This is a genomic window from Rosenbergiella australiborealis, from assembly GCF_018494035.1.
GTDB lineage: Bacteria > Pseudomonadota > Gammaproteobacteria > Enterobacterales > Enterobacteriaceae > Rosenbergiella > Rosenbergiella australiborealis.
In genome coordinates, this window is record NZ_JABBFO010000001.1 from 91113 (window position 1) to 107888 (window position 16776).

The 16776-nt window shown below is 46.1% G+C and carries 16 protein-coding genes and 1 tRNA gene; 13 read left to right on the top strand and 4 right to left on the bottom strand.

The window, feature by feature from the left end:
* Position 1: 1 nt before the first annotated feature.
* On the bottom strand, positions 2 to 1138 hold the full coding sequence (locus HGT73_RS00430) for an aminotransferase class I/II-fold pyridoxal phosphate-dependent enzyme (protein WP_214211637.1): 1137 nt from the start codon (positions 1136 to 1138) through the stop codon (positions 2 to 4).
* Positions 1139 to 1559: 421 nt separating this feature from the next.
* Between HGT73_RS00430 and HGT73_RS00435 the strand changes: the two genes are divergently transcribed.
* The 11 genes from HGT73_RS00435 to HGT73_RS00485 all read left to right on the top strand — a co-directional run bounded on the left by HGT73_RS00435 (position 1560) and on the right by HGT73_RS00485 (position 13753).
* Positions 1560 to 1636: transfer RNA gene (locus HGT73_RS00435), tRNA-Met, on the top strand.
* A 193-nt stretch (positions 1637 to 1829) separates the two neighbouring features.
* A complete protein-coding gene (gene rimP, locus HGT73_RS00440; RefSeq protein ID WP_214211638.1) occupies positions 1830 to 2282 on the top strand; it encodes a ribosome maturation factor RimP in 453 nt (150 codons plus the stop codon).
* A 24-nt stretch (positions 2283 to 2306) separates the two neighbouring features.
* Positions 2307 to 3791, top strand: coding sequence for a transcription termination factor NusA (nusA, locus tag HGT73_RS00445; RefSeq protein WP_214211640.1), 1485 nt, complete (start codon positions 2307 to 2309; stop codon positions 3789 to 3791).
* An 18-nt stretch (positions 3792 to 3809) separates the two neighbouring features.
* Complete coding sequence (infB, locus tag HGT73_RS00450) at positions 3810 to 6482, top strand: translation initiation factor IF-2 (protein WP_214211641.1); 2673 nt, start codon at positions 3810 to 3812, stop codon at positions 6480 to 6482.
* A 66-nt stretch (positions 6483 to 6548) separates the two neighbouring features.
* On the top strand, positions 6549 to 6953 hold the full coding sequence (rbfA, locus tag HGT73_RS00455; RefSeq protein WP_214211642.1) for a 30S ribosome-binding factor RbfA: 405 nt from the start codon (positions 6549 to 6551) through the stop codon (positions 6951 to 6953).
* On the top strand, positions 6953 to 7897 hold the full coding sequence (truB, locus tag HGT73_RS00460) for a tRNA pseudouridine(55) synthase TruB (protein WP_214211644.1): 945 nt from the start codon (positions 6953 to 6955) through the stop codon (positions 7895 to 7897). Before rbfA ends, truB begins: the two co-directional genes overlap by 1 nt.
* Positions 7898 to 8003: 106 nt before the next feature.
* Positions 8004 to 8273 (top strand): 30S ribosomal protein S15, encoded by a 270-nt coding sequence (gene rpsO / locus HGT73_RS00465; protein ID WP_048911407.1) that lies wholly within the window; start codon positions 8004 to 8006, stop codon positions 8271 to 8273.
* A gap of 299 nt (positions 8274 to 8572) precedes the next feature.
* Positions 8573 to 10711: a polyribonucleotide nucleotidyltransferase gene (gene pnp, locus HGT73_RS00470; protein WP_214211646.1), complete on the top strand. Its 2139-nt coding sequence runs from the start codon at positions 8573 to 8575 to the stop codon at positions 10709 to 10711.
* Positions 10712 to 10826: 115 nt separating this feature from the next.
* Entirely contained in the window at positions 10827 to 11711 is an 885-nt protein-coding gene (gene nlpI / locus HGT73_RS00475) for a lipoprotein NlpI (protein WP_214211648.1), read from the top strand.
* A gap of 100 nt (positions 11712 to 11811) precedes the next feature.
* On the top strand, positions 11812 to 11868 hold the full coding sequence (yrbN, locus tag HGT73_RS15025) for a protein YrbN (RefSeq protein ID WP_157725418.1): 57 nt from the start codon (positions 11812 to 11814) through the stop codon (positions 11866 to 11868).
* Between the two features lie 16 nt (positions 11869 to 11884).
* Complete coding sequence (locus HGT73_RS00485; RefSeq protein ID WP_214211649.1) at positions 11885 to 13753, top strand: DEAD/DEAH family ATP-dependent RNA helicase; 1869 nt, start codon at positions 11885 to 11887, stop codon at positions 13751 to 13753.
* Positions 13754 to 13800: 47 nt separating this feature from the next.
* Here HGT73_RS00485 and HGT73_RS00490 read toward each other — a convergent pair whose 3' ends face one another.
* On the bottom strand, positions 13801 to 14826 hold the full coding sequence (locus HGT73_RS00490) for an MsnO8 family LLM class oxidoreductase (RefSeq protein ID WP_214211651.1): 1026 nt from the start codon (positions 14824 to 14826) through the stop codon (positions 13801 to 13803).
* Positions 14827 to 15022: 196 nt separating this feature from the next.
* On the opposite strand from HGT73_RS00490, the gene HGT73_RS00495 reads away from it, so the two are divergent.
* Entirely contained in the window at positions 15023 to 15589 is a 567-nt protein-coding gene (locus HGT73_RS00495; protein WP_214211653.1) for a GNAT family N-acetyltransferase, read from the top strand.
* On the opposite strand, the gene HGT73_RS00500 is transcribed toward HGT73_RS00495, so the two are convergent.
* Complete coding sequence (locus HGT73_RS00500; protein ID WP_214211654.1) at positions 15570 to 15875, bottom strand: GIY-YIG nuclease family protein; 306 nt, start codon at positions 15873 to 15875, stop codon at positions 15570 to 15572. The two genes, HGT73_RS00495 and HGT73_RS00500, sit on opposite strands and share 20 nt — an antisense overlap.
* A 15-nt stretch (positions 15876 to 15890) precedes the next feature.
* Here HGT73_RS00500 and HGT73_RS00505 point away from each other — a divergent pair, with 15 nt between their 5' ends.
* Positions 15891 to 16319: a YhbP family protein gene (locus tag HGT73_RS00505; RefSeq protein ID WP_214211655.1), complete on the top strand. Its 429-nt coding sequence runs from the start codon at positions 15891 to 15893 to the stop codon at positions 16317 to 16319.
* A gap of 21 nt (positions 16320 to 16340) precedes the next feature.
* Here the strand turns inward: HGT73_RS00505 and ridA are convergent, their stop codons facing one another.
* A complete protein-coding gene (ridA, locus tag HGT73_RS00510) occupies positions 16341 to 16727 on the bottom strand; it encodes a 2-iminobutanoate/2-iminopropanoate deaminase (protein WP_214211657.1) in 387 nt (128 codons plus the stop codon).
* Between the last annotated feature and the right edge of the window lie 49 nt (positions 16728 to 16776).

The window sequence follows — 16776 nt, forward strand, 5'->3', positions numbered from 1 at the left end:
ATTACCTTAAGGTATCGCGAAGTACGTTACTTACCAAGAGAACATCATCTTGTGTCATTGCTGGAAACAAGGGGAGTGAACAGACAGAATCACTGTTCCACTCACTATGGGGTAGAGAAAGGTGAGGATATTTTTGACGGTAGAAAGCATGGGTATGTGCGGCTCGAAAGTGAAGGCCACTACCAATTCCACGTAAGTGTAGTTTAGTCAGTAAAGTATCGCGGTCGAGACCACAGAGTTGCTTATCAATGCGAACAATGAACAGATGCCAAGCATGGGTGTGTTGCCATACTGGTTGTTGGAGAGGGAGCAGTGGTAAATCCTGCAATAATGTCAGGTACTGTTTGGCTAACCATTGACGTTGTTGATTAAAAGCGGCAAGTTTCTGCATCTGTACGATTGCAATTGCTGCATTGATGTCGGTGAGATTATATTTAAGACCGGGTTGTATAACTTCAGCGAATGGAGATCGCCCTAACCGAGTAGGGGTTGACGGTTCAAGACGTAAACCATGGAATTTTAAACTTCTTACTCGTTCAGCCAATTCATCATCGTCGGTGACGATCATCCCACCTTCTCCGCAGGTAATATTTTTAATCGCGTGAAAGGAGAAGATTGCGGTGCCCTGTTTGCCAATCCGTTGCTGCTGATATTCACTGCCCAAGGCATGGGCGGCATCTTCAATAATAGGAATCTGATAGCGCTTGCCGAGTGCATAAATAGGCGATAAGTCAACGGGTACACCAGCGAAATGTACCGGGATAATAGCTTTAGTTTGCGGAGTGATAGCCGCTTCAATCGCCTGAGGGGTGACCATTAATGTCTCACGGTCAATATCAATCATAATCGGGGTAGCACCGACCATTTCGATCATATTAAGGGTAGAAACCCAAGTAAAAGAGGGCGTAATCACTTCGTCCCCTTTTCCTATTCCAAGGGCCAATAAAGTGACATGCATTCCTGCTGTGGCAGAATTAACGGAAATCGCATGTTGATTACCGGTATAATGACGAAAAACCGCCTCTAACTCGTTATTTTTAGGTCCAGTGGTGATCCAACCGGAATCAAGCACTTCTTTAACAGCGAGTAATTCCATTTCGTCGAATGTTGGTTTCGCGAACGGTAAATAATCACGCATAAATCTTCCTTGAAATGTAGAGTGGTATTATTCATTCGCTACATGATTATTTTTATATTATTGAATGAGCGATGGTGATAGTAGAGTGTTTGTTTTCTTTTAAACGAGAGATAAACGAAGAGAAATTGTCTTATTATTTTTTAAATTTCAATGATCGTAATTAATATTTTTAATGATTATCAATTATTGAGTTTTAATAATATAATTTTATGGTAATAACCGGATGGGAAATGAATGATTAATGAATCTAACTATTTATTAATGGATTAATTATTTTTCTTTTTCTTATAAATTTAATATCAACTTGGCAGTTTTGCCTACACTTCGTCTTTTATCAAGAAACGTGCATTTTCCTCGATGCGGCCATCAGTTAAATTTGCTTTTGTTCTTTTCTAGGCGTAATATTGAGCTGTTTTTCGGACGCGGGGTGGAGCAGCCTGGTAGCTCGTCGGGCTCATAACCCGAAGGTCGTCGGTTCAAATCCGGCCCCCGCAACCATTTTCTTAGTTTTTTTTCCAAATCGACGTCGCATTGCAACGGGTTTTAGAAAAATGTCTATCGAAAATGGCTCCTGTCTTTGACAGGCCCATACAGGATTCTGATTAAAACCCCGATTTTTCGGGGTTTTTTATTATCAGAAAAGCGTTGTTATACTGGGCGTTAGCCCTTTTTTTATGTCTTGGGGGTGGCTTTGTCCACGTTAGAACAAAAATTAACAGAGTTGATTACAGCACCAGTTGAAGCACTGGGTTATGAATTGGTCGGTATAGAGTTTGTGCGGGCTCGCACCTCTACGCTTCGTATCTATATTGATAGCGAAAATGGTATCAATGTTGATGACTGTGCCGATGTCAGTCATCAAGTGAGTGCTGTCATGGATGTTGAAGATCCGATTACTGTGGCTTATCACCTTGAAGTGTCTTCCCCAGGGCTGGATCGACCCTTATTTACCGCAGCGCATTACGAACGTTTTACTGGCCAAGATGTCAGTGTGGTATTACGTATCGCTGTACAAAATCGTCGCAAATGGCAAGGCACTATCAAATCTATTGAAGGTGAGATGGTCACATTGTCTGTTGATGGCAAAGACGAAGTGTTTGCACTGAGCAATATTCAGAAAGCAAACATTATCCCCCGTTTTTAAACGTTCTGATTGAGGCTAACCAGGATGAATAAAGAAATTTTAGCGGTTGTAGAAGCCGTTTCAAATGAAAAAGCCCTGCCGCGTGAGAAAATTTTTGAAGCGTTAGAAAGCGCGTTGGCGACGGCAACTAAGAAGAAGTATGAGCAAGAAATTGAAGTTCGCGTCGAGATTGATCGTAAAAGCGGTGACTTTGATACCTTCCGTCGTTGGGTGATTGTTGATGAAGTCACGATGCCAACGCGCGAAATTACGCTTGATGCGGCACGTTTTGAAGATGAAAGCCTGCAGCTTGGTGAATATGTCGAAGACCAAATTGAATCGGTAACTTTTGACCGCATCACTACACAAACGGCGAAACAAGTTATTGTTCAAAAAGTCCGTGAAGCGGAGCGTGCATTAGTTGTTGACCAATTTCGTGAGCAACAAGGTGAAATTATCACCTCGATTGTCAAGAAAGTGAATCGCGATAATATTATCCTTGATTTGGGTAATAATGCAGAAGCGGTGATCTTACGTGAAGATATGCTGCCACGTGAAAACTTCCGTGCTGGCGATAGAATCCGCGGTGTATTATATGCGGTACGTCCAGAAGCACGTGGTGCCCAGCTGTTTGTTACTCGCTCTAAACCAGAAATGTTGGTTGAATTGTTCCGCATTGAAGTACCTGAAATTGGTGAAGAAGTCATCGAAATTAAAGGTGCTGCACGTGATCCGGGATCTCGGGCGAAAATTGCAGTAAAAACCAATGACAAGCGTATTGATCCAGTTGGCGCTTGTGTAGGGATGCGCGGTGCACGTGTACAAGCCGTTTCAAGTGAATTAGGCGGTGAGCGTATTGATATCGTACTGTGGGATGATAACCCAGCGCAGTTCGTCATCAATGCAATGGCGCCAGCGGATGTCTCGTCAATTGTCGTTGATGAAGATAACCACACTATGGATATCGCGGTTGAAGCCAGTACATTAGCTCAGGCTATTGGACGTAACGGCCAAAACGTTCGTCTCGCCTCTCAACTGAGTGGTTGGGATCTGAACGTGATGACGGTTGAAGATTTACAAGCTAAGCACCAAGCGGAAGCGCATGCCGCAATCGCAACTTTCACCAAATATCTTGATATTGATGAAGAGTTTGCCACCGTGCTAGTAGAAGAAGGGTTCTCTTCTCTCGAGGAGTTAGCTTATATTCCAGTTGATGAATTACTGGACATTGATGGCCTTGATGAAGAGATGGTAGAAGCTTTGCGTGAACGCGCTAAGAATGCGTTGACCACCTTAGCCCAAGATACAGCTGCTGGAGCCATTAAACCTCCTGCAGAAGACCTGTTAAACTTAGAAGGAATGACTCCTGAGTTAGCTGGACGCTTGGCCGCTATTGGTGTTTCCACCCTGGAAGATCTTGCGGAGCAAGGTGTTGACGATCTCGCAGATATTGAACAACTGGATGAAGGAAAAGCCGGTACGCTGATTATGGCGGCTCGTAATATCTGCTGGTTTGGCGACGACGCATAACACACAGGAAGGAAAAGCATGACTGACGTAACAGTAAAAGCGCTAGCAACACAACTGAATACTCCGGTCGATCGCTTAGTTCAGCAATTGGCTGATGCGGGTATTCGTAAATCGGATAATGATTCTGTGACGCAAGAAGAACAAGACACCTTGCGTACTCATCAGAAAAATACAGCGTCAAGTAAATTGACGCTACAACGTAAAACCCGTAGTACGCTTAACGTCCCGAGTACCGGTGGGAAAAGCAAATCGGTACAAATTGAAGTCCGCAAAAAACGTACTTATGTGAAAGAAGATGCCGAGGCTGAGCGTAAGGCTCAAGCGGAAGCACAGGCACAACGTGAAGCGGAAGAAAAGGCTAAGCAAGCAGCTGAAGAAGCCAAAAAAGCAGCTGAAGAAGCGAAGCGTCAAGCGGAAGAAAAGGCTAAACGTGAGGCGGAAGAAACCGCTAAACGTCAGGCGGTGGAATCAAATAAAGTGACCCAACAGAATCAAACTATGAATAAAGACGCACAGTCAGAAAAAGCACGTCGCGAAGCTGAAAATGCTGAGCTAAAACGCAAAGCGGAAGAAGAAGCCCGTCGTAAAATTGAAGCGGAAGCACAACGTGTTGCCGAAGAAGCTCGTCGCCTTGCTGAAGAAAAAGGCGAAGAGTGGGAAAAGGCAAGTCAGAAGACTGAAGAGGATACTGACTATCACGTCACCACTTCACAGCATGCACGTCAAGCTGAAGACGAAAATGACCGCGAAGTTGAAGGCGGCCGTAGCCGTACCCGTACAGCGAAGGCACCTCGCGCGAAGAAAGGTAATAAACACTCTGAAGCCAAAACTGACCGCGAAGAAGCGCGTGCAGCTGGCCGTGGTGGTAAAGGTAAACAACGGGGTAAAAGTTCACTTCAGCAAGGTTTTAACAAACCTGCTCAAGTCGTTAACCGTGATGTGCAAATTGGTGAAACTATCACCGTTGCTGAACTGGCTAACAAAATGGCCGTTAAAGGTTCACAAGTTATCAAGGCGATGATGAAAATGGGCGCAATGGCGACCATTAACCAAGTTATCGACCAAGAAACTGCACAACTCGTTGCGGAAGAAATGGGTCATAAAGTGATCTTACGCCGTGAAAATGAGCTTGAAGAAGCGGTAATGAGCGACCGTGATACGGGGACTACTGCAGAGTTAGAACCTCGTGCTCCAGTTGTGACGATCATGGGTCACGTTGACCACGGTAAAACTTCATTACTGGACTACATTCGTTCAACGCGTGTTGCCTCAGGTGAAGCAGGCGGGATTACTCAGCACATCGGTGCTTACCACGTTGAAACTGATAACGGTATGGTCACGTTCTTAGATACTCCAGGACACGCCGCGTTTACCGCAATGCGTGCACGGGGCGCACAAGCGACCGATATCGTTATCCTTGTTGTTGCGGCTGACGATGGCGTAATGCCACAAACTATTGAAGCCGTTCAGCATGCGAAAGCGGCTGGTGTGCCGGTTATCGTTGCAGTAAACAAATGTGATAAGCCTGAAGCTGATCCGGATCGTGTTAAAAACGAACTGACTCAGTTCGGTATCGTGCCGGAAGAGTGGGGCGGTGAGAACATGTTCGTTAATGTCTCAGCGAAAGCAGGTACAGGGATTGACGATTTACTGCAAGCAATTCTGTTACAAGCCGAAGTATTAGAACTGACGGCTAACCGTAATGGTATGGCAAGCGGTGTAGTCATCGAATCCTTCCTAGACAAAGGTCGTGGCCCGGTTGCTACTGTCCTTGTCCGTGCAGGAACGTTAAACAAAGGCGATATCGTTCTTTGTGGTTTTGAATACGGTCGCGTCCGTGCGATGCGCGATGAATTAGGTCGTGAAGTGCTGACTGCAGGTCCATCTATTCCAGTCGAAATCCTTGGGATGTCGGGTGTGCCGGCTGCAGGGGATGAAGCGACTGTTGTTCGTGACGAGAAGAAAGCGCGTGAAGTTGCCCTGTATCGCCAAGGTAAATTCCGTGAAGTTAAGCTTGCGCGTCAGCAGAAGTCTAAGCTGGAAAACATGTTTGCTAACATGACCGAAGGGGATGTTTCTGAATTAAACATCGTCCTGAAAGCGGACGTTCAAGGTTCTGTCGAAGCGATTAGCGATTCATTACTGAAACTCTCTACGGATGAAGTTAAAGTGAAAATCGTTGGTTCAGGTGTAGGTGGAATCACCGAGACTGATGCAACCTTAGCGGCAGCCTCTAATGCAATTCTGGTCGGATTTAACGTTCGTGCGGATGCCTCAGCACGCCGTGTGATTGATACCGAAAGCTTAGATCTTCGTTACTACTCCGTCATCTATAACTTGATTGATGAAGTTAAAGCGGCGATGAGTGGTATGTTAGCTCCAGAATACAAACAGCAAATCATTGGCTTGGCACAAGTTCGTGATGTCTTTAAATCGCCGAAGTTTGGTGCGATTGCTGGCTGTATGGTAACTGAAGGGATCATCAAGCGTCACAATCCAATCCGTGTGCTACGTGATAACATCGTTATCTACGAAGGTGAGCTCGAATCATTACGCCGCTTTAAAGATGACGTCAATGAAGTGCGTAACGGTATGGAATGTGGTGTCGGCGTTAAGAACTATAACGATGTTCGCGCGGGTGACCAAATCGAAGTCTTTGAAATCATTGAAATCAAACGTACTATCGATTAATTGTTAGCTATGCTGGCAGTATTTGGGAGGCCTTTGGCCTCCCGAATTGTTTGAGAGGAAGACAAAATGGCAAAAGAATTTGGACGCTCGCAACGCGTCGCTCAAGAATTACAAAAAGAATTAGCGCTGATTATTCAACGTGAAATCAAAGATCCCCGTGTTGGGATGATGGTTACCGTTTCAGGTGTTGAGGTTTCTCGTGACCTCGCCTACGCAAAAGTGTTTGTGACATTTTTAAACGATAAAGATGAAGATGCCGTGAAGCAAGGCGTGAAAGCGCTTCAAGATGCGTCTGGTTTTATTCGCACTTTACTGGGTAAAGCGATGCGTCTGCGTATCGTACCTGAGCTAACTTTCTTTTATGACAACTCCTTAGTTGAGGGGATGCGCATGTCGAACCTCGTCACGAGTGTCGTAAACAAAGATAATGAACGTCATGTAAAGGATGAGAGCGAGGATAAGGAGGACTAATGGGTCGTCCACGTCGTCGCGGTCGCGATATCCACGGTGTGCTATTGCTGGATAAACCACAAGGCATGTCGTCGAACGATGTCCTACAAAAAGTTAAGCGGCTCTACAATGCCAATAAAGCGGGGCATACCGGAGCGTTAGATCCTTTGGCTACGGGTATGCTGCCAATCTGCCTCGGTGAAGCAACGAAGTTTTCACAATATTTGCTCGATGCAGATAAGCGATATCGGGTGATTGCGCGCTTAGGGCAACGCACGGATACGTCAGATGCAGACGGGAATATTGTCGAAGAGCGGCCAATTCAGTTTAGCCAAGCACAACTCGACCAAGCATTGGCACATTTTCGGGGAGATACAGAGCAAGTCCCGACCATGTTTTCTGCGCTAAAATATCAAGGCCGTCCGCTCTATGAATACGCGCGGCAAGGCATTACTGTGCCACGTGAAGCCCGACCTATTACTGTGTATGAGCTACTGTTCATTCGGTGGGAAGGTGAAGAGTTAGAGCTTGAAATCCATTGCTCGAAAGGGACCTACATTCGTACCATCATTGACGACCTTGGTGAGCGGTTAGGCTGTGGGGCACATGTAAGCATGTTGCGTCGTTTACAGGTTGACCGTTATCCGGCCGAAAAAATGGTGACCTTGGCACAACTCCAACAATGGGTTGCTGAGGCGGAATCTGCAGGTACTTCGGCTGCCACGCAGCTGGATCCATTACTATTACCTATGGATACTCCGGCTGCCGCTTACCCTATGGTCCACCTACCGCAAGTCAGCAGTCACTGGTTCAAACTAGGTCAAGCTGTACAAGTCGCTGGTGCGCCTATCGAGGGTTTAGTGCGTGTTTTTGAGACTGAGAGTGAAAAGTTTTTAGGGATGGCACAAATTGATGATCAAGGTCGTGTTGCACCAAAACGCTTGGTCGTTGAATTTCCTCTCTGAGTCATTTGCACTCTTGTCTAGCGCAGAGTAGAATGGCTGCGCTAAAAGTGAGTCGCTGAATTAGAGATCGGCGGCTCGAATTCATTTAATTTATTTGGAGTATATTATGTCTCTAAGCGTAGAAGCTAAAGCTGAGATCGTTGCTAAATATGGTCGTGATGCTAACGACAGTGGTTCAACTGAAGTTCAAGTTGCTCTGTTAACCGCGCAAATCACTCACCTGCAAGGTCACTTTTCTGAGCACAAGAAAGATCACCACAGCCGTCGTGGTCTGCTGCGTATGGTTTCACAACGTCGTAAGCTACTGGATTACCTGAAGCGTAAAGATGTTAAGCGTTACACTGACCTGATCGCAAGCCTAGGTCTGCGTCGCTAAGTTAAAAATCTTTACGCGAAACTGCCTTGTATTTATACAAAATGCAGAATCAATGTTAAGATTAGAACGCACAAGATGTGTAAGGGGCCTTCAAGGCCCCTTTTTTTGAATACTCGTTGTCCATTTTGTAACGAGCGTTACAGTGTTATACTGTTATTGAGTGAAAAAAAGTTGCACGATTCGCGCGGCTAATGATAGGGCTTAACATGAATAATGAACCTTACCATTAGTCGCGAGGATGCAAACCACTCTAATAACCACTAATAATTGCTTTACTCTCCTCGATAAAGGAAAAGATTTTGCTTAATCCGACAATCCAAAAATTCCAATACGGTCAACATACCGTTACCATCGAAACCGGTATGATGGCTCGTCAAGCCACCGCCGCAGTGATGGTCAGCATGGACGATACCTGTGTATTTGTTACTGTTGTAGGCCAGAAAAAAGCGAAAGCAGGCCAAGACTTTTTCCCTTTAACAGTTAACTACCAAGAGCGTACTTACGCCGCAGGCCGTATTCCAGGCAGCTTCTTCCGTCGTGAAGGCCGTCCAAGTGAAGGCGAGACATTAATTGCTCGTCTTATCGACCGTCCGGTACGTCCATTATTTCCAGAAGGCTTCGTTAACGAAGTACAGGTTATTGCGACGGTTGTTTCCGTTAACCCACAAGTACACCCTGACATCGTTGCGATGATCGGTGCTTCAGCAGCGCTGTCGCTGTCAGGTATCCCATTTAACGGTCCTATTGGTGCTGCACGCGTTGGTTATATCAACGATCAATATGTTTTAAACCCAACGGCTGACGAGCTGGCGACCAGCCGCTTAGATTTAGTGGTAGCGGGTACTGAAAACGCAGTATTGATGGTTGAATCTGAAGCTGAAGTTCTGTCAGAAGACCAAATGCTAGGTGCAGTGGTCTTCGGTCACGATCAACAACAAGTTGTTATTGAGAACATCAAGCAACTGGTTGAGAAAGCGGGCAAACCACGTTGGGATTGGCAGCCAGAAGCTGTTAACGAAAGCCTTAACAGTCGTATCGTAGCACTGGCAGAAAGTCGTTTAAGCGAAGCTTACCGTATTACTGAAAAACAACAGCGTTATGCTCAAGTTGACGTTATTAAAAGCGAAACAACCGCGACTTTATTAGCAGAAGATGAAAGCCTAGACGAAGGTGAAATCAGCGATATTCTGCACGCGATTGAGAAAAACGTAGTACGTAGCCGTGTCTTGAACGGTGAACCGCGTATCGATGGTCGTGAGAAGGACATGGTTCGTGGCCTCGATGTCCGTACCGGTGTTCTACCGCGTACCCACGGTTCAGCGCTGTTTACGCGTGGTGAAACTCAAGCGTTAGTGACTGCAACATTAGGTACAGCCCGTGATGCACAGAGTCTTGATGAGTTGATGGGTGAAAAATCCGATGCGTTCTTGTTCCACTATAACTTTCCTCCATACTCAGTGGGCGAAACCGGGATGGTTGGTTCACCTAAGCGTCGTGAAATCGGTCATGGCCGTTTAGCGAAACGCGGTGTATTAGCAGTAATGCCTAAGCAAGATGAATTCCCGTACACTGTGCGTGTTGTATCTGAAATCACAGAGTCTAACGGTTCTTCTTCTATGGCTTCTGTATGTGGTGCTTCGTTAGCGCTGATGGATGCAGGGGTACCGATTAAAGCAGCGGTAGCCGGTATTGCTATGGGTCTTGTGAAAGAAGATGAGCGTTTCGTCGTGCTGTCTGACATCTTAGGTGATGAAGACCACCTGGGCGATATGGACTTTAAAGTTGCGGGAAGCCGTGAAGGTATCACTGCACTGCAAATGGATATCAAAATTGAAGGTATCACTCGCGAAATCATGCAAGCGGCCCTCAGCCAAGCGAAAGGCGCTCGTTTACATATTCTGAGTGTGATGGAAGAAGCGATCGGTACTCACCGTGGTGATATCTCAGAGTTCGCTCCACGTATCCATACCATTCGTATCAGCCCAGATAAGATTAAGGATGTCATCGGTAAAGGCGGTTCAGTGATCCGTGCACTGACTGAAGAAACCGGCACGACTATCGAAATCGAAGACGATGGTACCGTCAAAATTGCTGCTACAGATGGCGATAAAGCGAAAGAAGCTATTCGTCGTATTGAAGAAATCACTGCAGATATTGAAGTTGGCCGTATCTATCAAGGTAAAGTTACTCGTATCGTCGATTTCGGAGCATTCGTTTCAATCGGTGGCGGTAAAGAAGGTCTAGTGCATATTTCTCAAATCGCGGATAAGCGCGTAGAGAAAGTGTCAGATTACTTACAAATGGCGCAAGAAGTACCTGTTAAAGTATTAGAAATCGACCGCCAAGGCCGTGTGCGCTTAAGCATGAAAGAAGCTGTGGAAAAACCACAGACCGAATCGAATGAAGCTACCGAAGCGCCGACCTCAGACGCAGAGTAATCTTTATTATTTCTCCTGCTTCAATGATGAAGCAGGAATTATTTTTTAAGGTGTCAAGCTAATGAGACACCTTAATGTTGACTGCATCCGCATGCTGGTACCTGGGAGTGGAAGAATGAAGCCTTATTTACGCTGGGGTTTTATTGCGACAGCTTTGTTGCTGGCTGGATGTAGCAACGCAAATTGGCGTAAGGATGAAGTATTAGCGGTTCCGCTACAGCCCACCTTACAACAAGAAGTGATGCTCGCACGTATGGAACAAATACTTGCCAGTCGCTCACTTACAGAAGATGAACGTGCCCAGTTGTTATATGAGCGCGGAGTGTTGTATGATAGTCTAGGTTTGAGGGCACTTGCGCGGAACGATTTTTCCCAAGCATTGTCCATAAGACCTGATATGCCCGAAGTCTTCAATTATTTAGGCATTTATTTAACGCAGGCGGGCAACTATGATGCTGCCTATGAAGCGTTTGATTCTGTACTGGAACTTGATCCAACTTACAATTATGCGCATCTTAACCGCGGCATCGCTTTTTATTACGGTGGTCGGTATAAGCTAGCGCAAGATGATCTGCTGGCGTTTTATCACGACGATCCCAATGATCCTTTTCGGAGTTTATGGCTTTACTTGGCAGAACAGAAAATCGATGCCGACAAAGCAAAAACTGCACTGCAACAACGTTACAATGCAGCGAAGAGAGACCAATGGGGATGGAAAATTGTCGAATTCTACCTGGGAAAAATCAGCGAAAAGCAGCTGATGCAGAGCCTACAGGCAGATGCTACGGATAACACCTCGCTCGCTGAACATCTCAGTGAAACCAACTTCTATTTAGGTAAGCATTACCTAAGTCTGGGGGAGAAGGATAGCGCAGAAGCGTTATTCAAACTGACGGTCGCTAACAACGTAAATAATTTCGTTGAGCACCGATATGCATTGTTGGAGCTGGCGCTACTTGGCCAAGCACAAGACGACTTATCAGAATCTGACCAGCAATAGCTGACAAACTTTTCACCGAGGAATTTATTTTCCATCATCGTTTACGATGAGAGTGTTTATTTGTCAAAAACTTCTAATTTGAGCCGGTTCACACTTATCAATGAAAAGACCTGAAAGTTTTCATGACGAGTTATGTAGACTGGCCGCCGCAATCTAAGAGGCACTTGTACTACATGACTGATATTCAAACCACTTTTTCCGATCTTGGCCTAAACGAATCTATTCTTTCTGCATTGAATGATCTGGGTTACGTAAAACCATCTCCTATCCAAGCTGAGTGTATCCCACACTTATTAGCGGGACGTGATGTATTGGGTATGGCGCAAACCGGAAGTGGTAAAACTGCAGCATTCTCGCTGCCATTACTGCACAACATCGATCCTACCTTAAAAGCCCCTCAAATTTTGGTGTTAGCACCAACTCGTGAGTTAGCGGTACAGGTAGCTGAAGCGTGTAACGAATTTTCTAAACATATGCGTGGCGTTAACGTTCTGGCACTTTATGGTGGCCAACGTTATGACGTACAGCTACGCGCATTACGCCAAGGTCCACAAATTGTCGTGGGTACCCCTGGTCGTTTACTTGATCACTTAAAACGCGGTACGCTTGATCTGTCTAATCTGCGTGGCTTAGTCCTTGATGAAGCCGATGAAATGCTACGTATGGGCTTCATCGAAGACGTTGAAACCATCATGGCGCAGATCCCAGAAGGTCATCAAACTGCACTGTTCTCGGCAACTATGCCGGAAGCGATTCGTCGTATTACGCGTCGTTTTATGAACAACCCGCAAGAAGTTCGCATTCAATCGAGCTTAACAACGCGTCCTGATATCAGCCAATCTTATTGGACTGCTTACGGTCGTAAGAGCGATGCACTTGTGCGTTTCTTAGAAGCTGAAGACTTCGATGCGGCAATTATTTTCGTACGGACTAAAAACGCAACGCTTGAAGTCGCTGAGACGTTAGAGCGTAGCGGTTATAATAGTGCAGCATTAAACGGTGATATGAACCAAGCTCTACGTGAACAAACGCTTGAGCGCTTGAAAGATGGCCGTTTAGATATCTTGATTGCAACTGATGTTGCTGCGCGTGGTCTGGATGTTGAACGTATCAGCCTGGTTGTCAACTATGACATTCCATTAGATGCGGAGTCTTACGTTCACCGTATCGGTCGTACTGGCCGTGCAGGCCGTGCAGGTCGTGCATTACTGTTCGTTGAGAACCGTGAGCGTCGTTTACTGCGTAATATCGAACGTACGATGAAACTGACCATTCCTGAGGTTGAATTACCTAACGCTGAATTGTTAAGTACTCGTCGCCAAGAAAAATTTGCAGCACGTGTTCAACAGCAATTAGAAAGCAGCGATTTAGATCTCTACCGTGGTCTGTTAACTAAACTTTCTCCACAAGAAGATCTTGATATGGAGACGTTGGCTGCAGCATTACTGAAAATGGCTCAAGGCGAACGTTCACTGATCGTTCCTGCTGAAGCACCACGTCCTCCACGTCGTGAATTCCGCGAGCGTGACGATCGTCGTGATGAGCGTCGTAGTGATGATCGTCGTGGTAACCGTGACAGCGGTCCACGTGAAGATCGTCCACGTCGTGAGCGTCGTGATGTCGGTGATATGCTGCTATATCGTATTGAAGTTGGCCGTAACGATGGTGTTGAAGTCCGTCACATCGTGGGTGCGATTGCTAACGAAGGTGATATCAGCAGCCGTTACATCGGTAACATCAAATTGTTCGATGGTCACTCTACTATTGAGCTGCCTAAAGGCATGCCTGGCGAAGTGTTACAGCACTTCACCAAAACACGTATTCTGAATAAGCCTATGAACATGCAGCTAATGGGCGATGCTCAACCGAGCGAACCACGTCGTGGACGTGGCGGTCGTGACGGTGGCGGCGCTGGACGTGGCGGCCGTGATGGTGGTGCAGGTGCGGGTCGTGAAGGTGGACGTCGTTTTGGCGGCGGAAACCGTAATGAAGGTAACCGCGGTGAAGGTCATCGTGGACGTCGTGAAGAATCGCGTCGTTAATCATTACGTATGATGACTATCTAGGGAGCCTATCGGGCTCCCTTTTTTTATGCCGATAATCGGTGTATGGCTTGATGGGCTTCCATCGCCAGTTGATAAGAATAGATCCGCGCATCATTATCGTAAATCTGCCCATTAACGATCATCTCATCAACTTGGTACTGGTGTTGTAACGTTTCAAGTCCATGCATTATCGTGGCGAGATCACCGACCAGTGACAAACTTAATGCACGTTCTACCCCAAATTTTTCTGCTGGTGTCCAAATTTTGTCCATCGTTTCTATTGGTTCGGGCAACTTACCCGGCACTCCACGACGTAAATTAATAAATTGCTGTTGTTGAGATGTAAATAAATAGCGCGCTCGAGCGCGACTCTCAGCCGCAATAATATTTACGCCAATCATCACGTAAGGATGTGATAGGCGTGATGAAGGGACAAAGGCTTCTCGGTAAAGTGCGATAGCTTGGCTTATCACATCGGGTGCAAAATGAGAGGCAAACGCAAAGGGAAGTCCTAATTTTGCCGCGAGTTGTGCGCTGTACATACTGGAACCCAATAGCCAAATAGGTACCTGTAATCCAATACCGGGAACGGGTTGGACATTGAAGTGCTCATTGGCGGGGGCATCAAACCACGTTATTAGCTGTCGAACATCCTCTGGAAAATGTTCTTCTCGCAGGACAGAGGTATCACGACGTAACGCATGCATCGTGGTGGGATCACTACCTGGTGCACGGCCAATACCTAAATCAATACGCCCGGGATACAGTGATTCCAAGGTGCCAAACTGCTCGGCGATCACTAATGGTGAGTGGTTAGGTAACATTACTCCCCCAGATCCTAAGCGTAAATGATGAGTGTGAGCGGCTAAATAGCCAATCAATACGCTAGTGGCTGCACTGGCTATACCGGGCATGTTGTGATGTTCAGCTAACCAATAACGATGATAGCCGGATTGCTCTGCAAATTTCGCTAAAGCTAAAGAACGTCTGAATGCCTCTTGCGCGTCACCCATCTGCGGAATGGGGGCAAGATCGAGTACAGATAATTTAAAAGGACGATTCTCAGACATAGGACACCTTCGTTAAAAGGGATGGCTTTGATGGTGATACTCTACGCATAGCAAGCAAAACGTAACGCACAGTTTGTGCGAACTTCGATTTCACTGTATTGATGCTTCACAATTTTTAGTGTCGCTGGGCAGTGCCTTGCGCGATTACCTTGATAGAAAGGAGTATGCTATGCTCACTTTTTATTAAGGTAAACTGATGGGCGTCACGACTCTCTTTTTACCCGTTGCCAATATTTTCACGCTTAGCAGAGGAAAAATTATGCTTCTTCGTACTGAAATTGGTCTCGACGCAACAGGCATTGATACGCTCATCCGTCACGGCCTTCAACGCCCTGAACTTGCTGAGCATATTCAGGTTTTACGTGAGGCGGGGCTGATTACTTTAGGGGTAGTGGCGACTGATGACGAAGGTAGAGTATTAGGCTATGTGGCGTTTAGTCCAATATTAGTCGAAGGTGAAGAGCAAAATTGGGTTGTTATCTCGGCAATCGCCGTTGAACAACATTACACCTCGACCTCTTTAGCCAAGGATCTTCTTTTTGAAGGACTTGATAGCTTAAATGAATTTAGTTATCACGCCGCAGTTGGCTATCAAGACCTTGAATGGTTGAAGGTGCAAGGTTTCCAGCCGGCAGCCAATCTGACTATCGATACTCTTACCGATAAAGTGATGGTTTACCCTCTTAACGACAATGCTGCCGCGCAACAGCAGGGGGTATTAACTTTACCCAATGTCGAGGTATCTACTTTAACCACTCACTAATGTCAGCGGGCTGCACACGAACTATCTCGAGTTTTTTTAAGTGACTCAGTTGTTTAATCCGGTATTCGAGGCGTAATGCATCGGCGCGGTCACCGACAGAACATTGAAAGACTAATGTTAGCGGACCTCGACCCCGTAATGCTTTGGCACCGCGACCCCGTTCATGCTCGCCGAAACGACGGAAAACATCTGTGCTGATACCGGTATAGAATGCGCCTTTCGCTGTTTGAATAAGATAAACAGACCATTGCGGTTTGTAATCTTGTAGTGGCGTATTCTGATACATTTCAAGGGGATCCTTATGGATGAGTTAACACATTGTCTTGACTATTTAGCGCGTCAGCATGTACTGACACTCTGTACTTACAGTGGTGACGAGTGTTGGGCGGCCCACTGTTTTTATGCATTAGACCGCGAGAATATCAGTTTTTGGTTGATGACAGAACCAAGCACCTGTCATGGGCGCTTAATGGTGGCTTCGCCGCAAGTTGTTGGAACAGTCAGTGAACAAACGGAATCGGTATCGACATTACAAGGCGTACAGTTTCGAGGCGAAATAGTGTTGGCTGAAGGTGAAGACTATCAACGAGGTTTAGCTGCCTACCAACAGCGTTTTCCGATAGCGAAGAAAAAAATTGCACCGCTTTGGGCGTTACGGCTCGATACATTAAAAATGACGGACAACAGTTTAGGTTTTGGTACTAAGCTACACTGGCAGAGACCGGAGTAATGGCCTCTGCCTGATATTAATTTAACTACGCAATGCAATAGCTTCAATTTCAATGCCGACATCTTTTGGCAGGCGTGCAACTTCTACGCAGGACCGTGCAGGAAAAGGAGCATGGTGTTCAGTAAAAAACTGTTCATAGGTCGCATTAACCGTCGCGAAATCGTTCAGATCTTTCACAAACACTGTTGTTTTCACGATATTTTTCACACCTAACCCAGCTTGCTCAATGATAGCTCTAACATTTTCTAAAGATTGTCGCGTTTGAGCGGCAATATCTTTAGCCACTTCCCCAGTCTTGGGATCGATGGGAATTTGGCCAGATGTAAGGACCAGTTGTCCCAAATCGACAGCTTGTACGTAAGGCCCGATTGCGGCAGGTGCGTGCTCAGTATTGATTTCACGTGACATACTATTTCCTCATGACGATAACAGTAAAGTGAGTTCCATTATAGGGAGC

Bases quoted from the DNA above. Each gene is read 5' to 3' on its own strand.
- HGT73_RS00430 (WP_214211637.1), bottom strand. From the start codon at position 1,138: ATGCGTGATTATTTACCGTTCGCGAAACCAACATTCGACGAAATGGAA.
- nusA (WP_214211640.1), top strand. From the start codon at position 2,307: ATGAATAAAGAAATTTTAGCGGTTGTAGAAGCCGTTTCAAATGAAAAA.
- infB (WP_214211641.1), top strand. From the start codon at position 3,810: ATGACTGACGTAACAGTAAAAGCGCTAGCAACACAACTGAATACTCCG.
- rbfA (WP_214211642.1), top strand. From the start codon at position 6,549: ATGGCAAAAGAATTTGGACGCTCGCAACGCGTCGCTCAAGAATTACAA.
- truB (WP_214211644.1), top strand. From the start codon at position 6,953: ATGGGTCGTCCACGTCGTCGCGGTCGCGATATCCACGGTGTGCTATTG.
- rpsO (WP_048911407.1), top strand. From the start codon at position 8,004: ATGTCTCTAAGCGTAGAAGCTAAAGCTGAGATCGTTGCTAAATATGGT.
- nlpI (WP_214211648.1), top strand. From the start codon at position 10,827: ATGAAGCCTTATTTACGCTGGGGTTTTATTGCGACAGCTTTGTTGCTG.
- HGT73_RS00485 (WP_214211649.1), top strand. From the start codon at position 11,885: ATGACTGATATTCAAACCACTTTTTCCGATCTTGGCCTAAACGAATCT.
- HGT73_RS00490 (WP_214211651.1), bottom strand. From the start codon at position 14,826: ATGTCTGAGAATCGTCCTTTTAAATTATCTGTACTCGATCTTGCCCCC.
- HGT73_RS00495 (WP_214211653.1), top strand. From the start codon at position 15,023: ATGGGCGTCACGACTCTCTTTTTACCCGTTGCCAATATTTTCACGCTT.
- HGT73_RS00500 (WP_214211654.1), bottom strand. From the start codon at position 15,875: ATGTATCAGAATACGCCACTACAAGATTACAAACCGCAATGGTCTGTT.
- HGT73_RS00505 (WP_214211655.1), top strand. From the start codon at position 15,891: ATGGATGAGTTAACACATTGTCTTGACTATTTAGCGCGTCAGCATGTA.
- ridA (WP_214211657.1), bottom strand. From the start codon at position 16,727: ATGTCACGTGAAATCAATACTGAGCACGCACCTGCCGCAATCGGGCCT.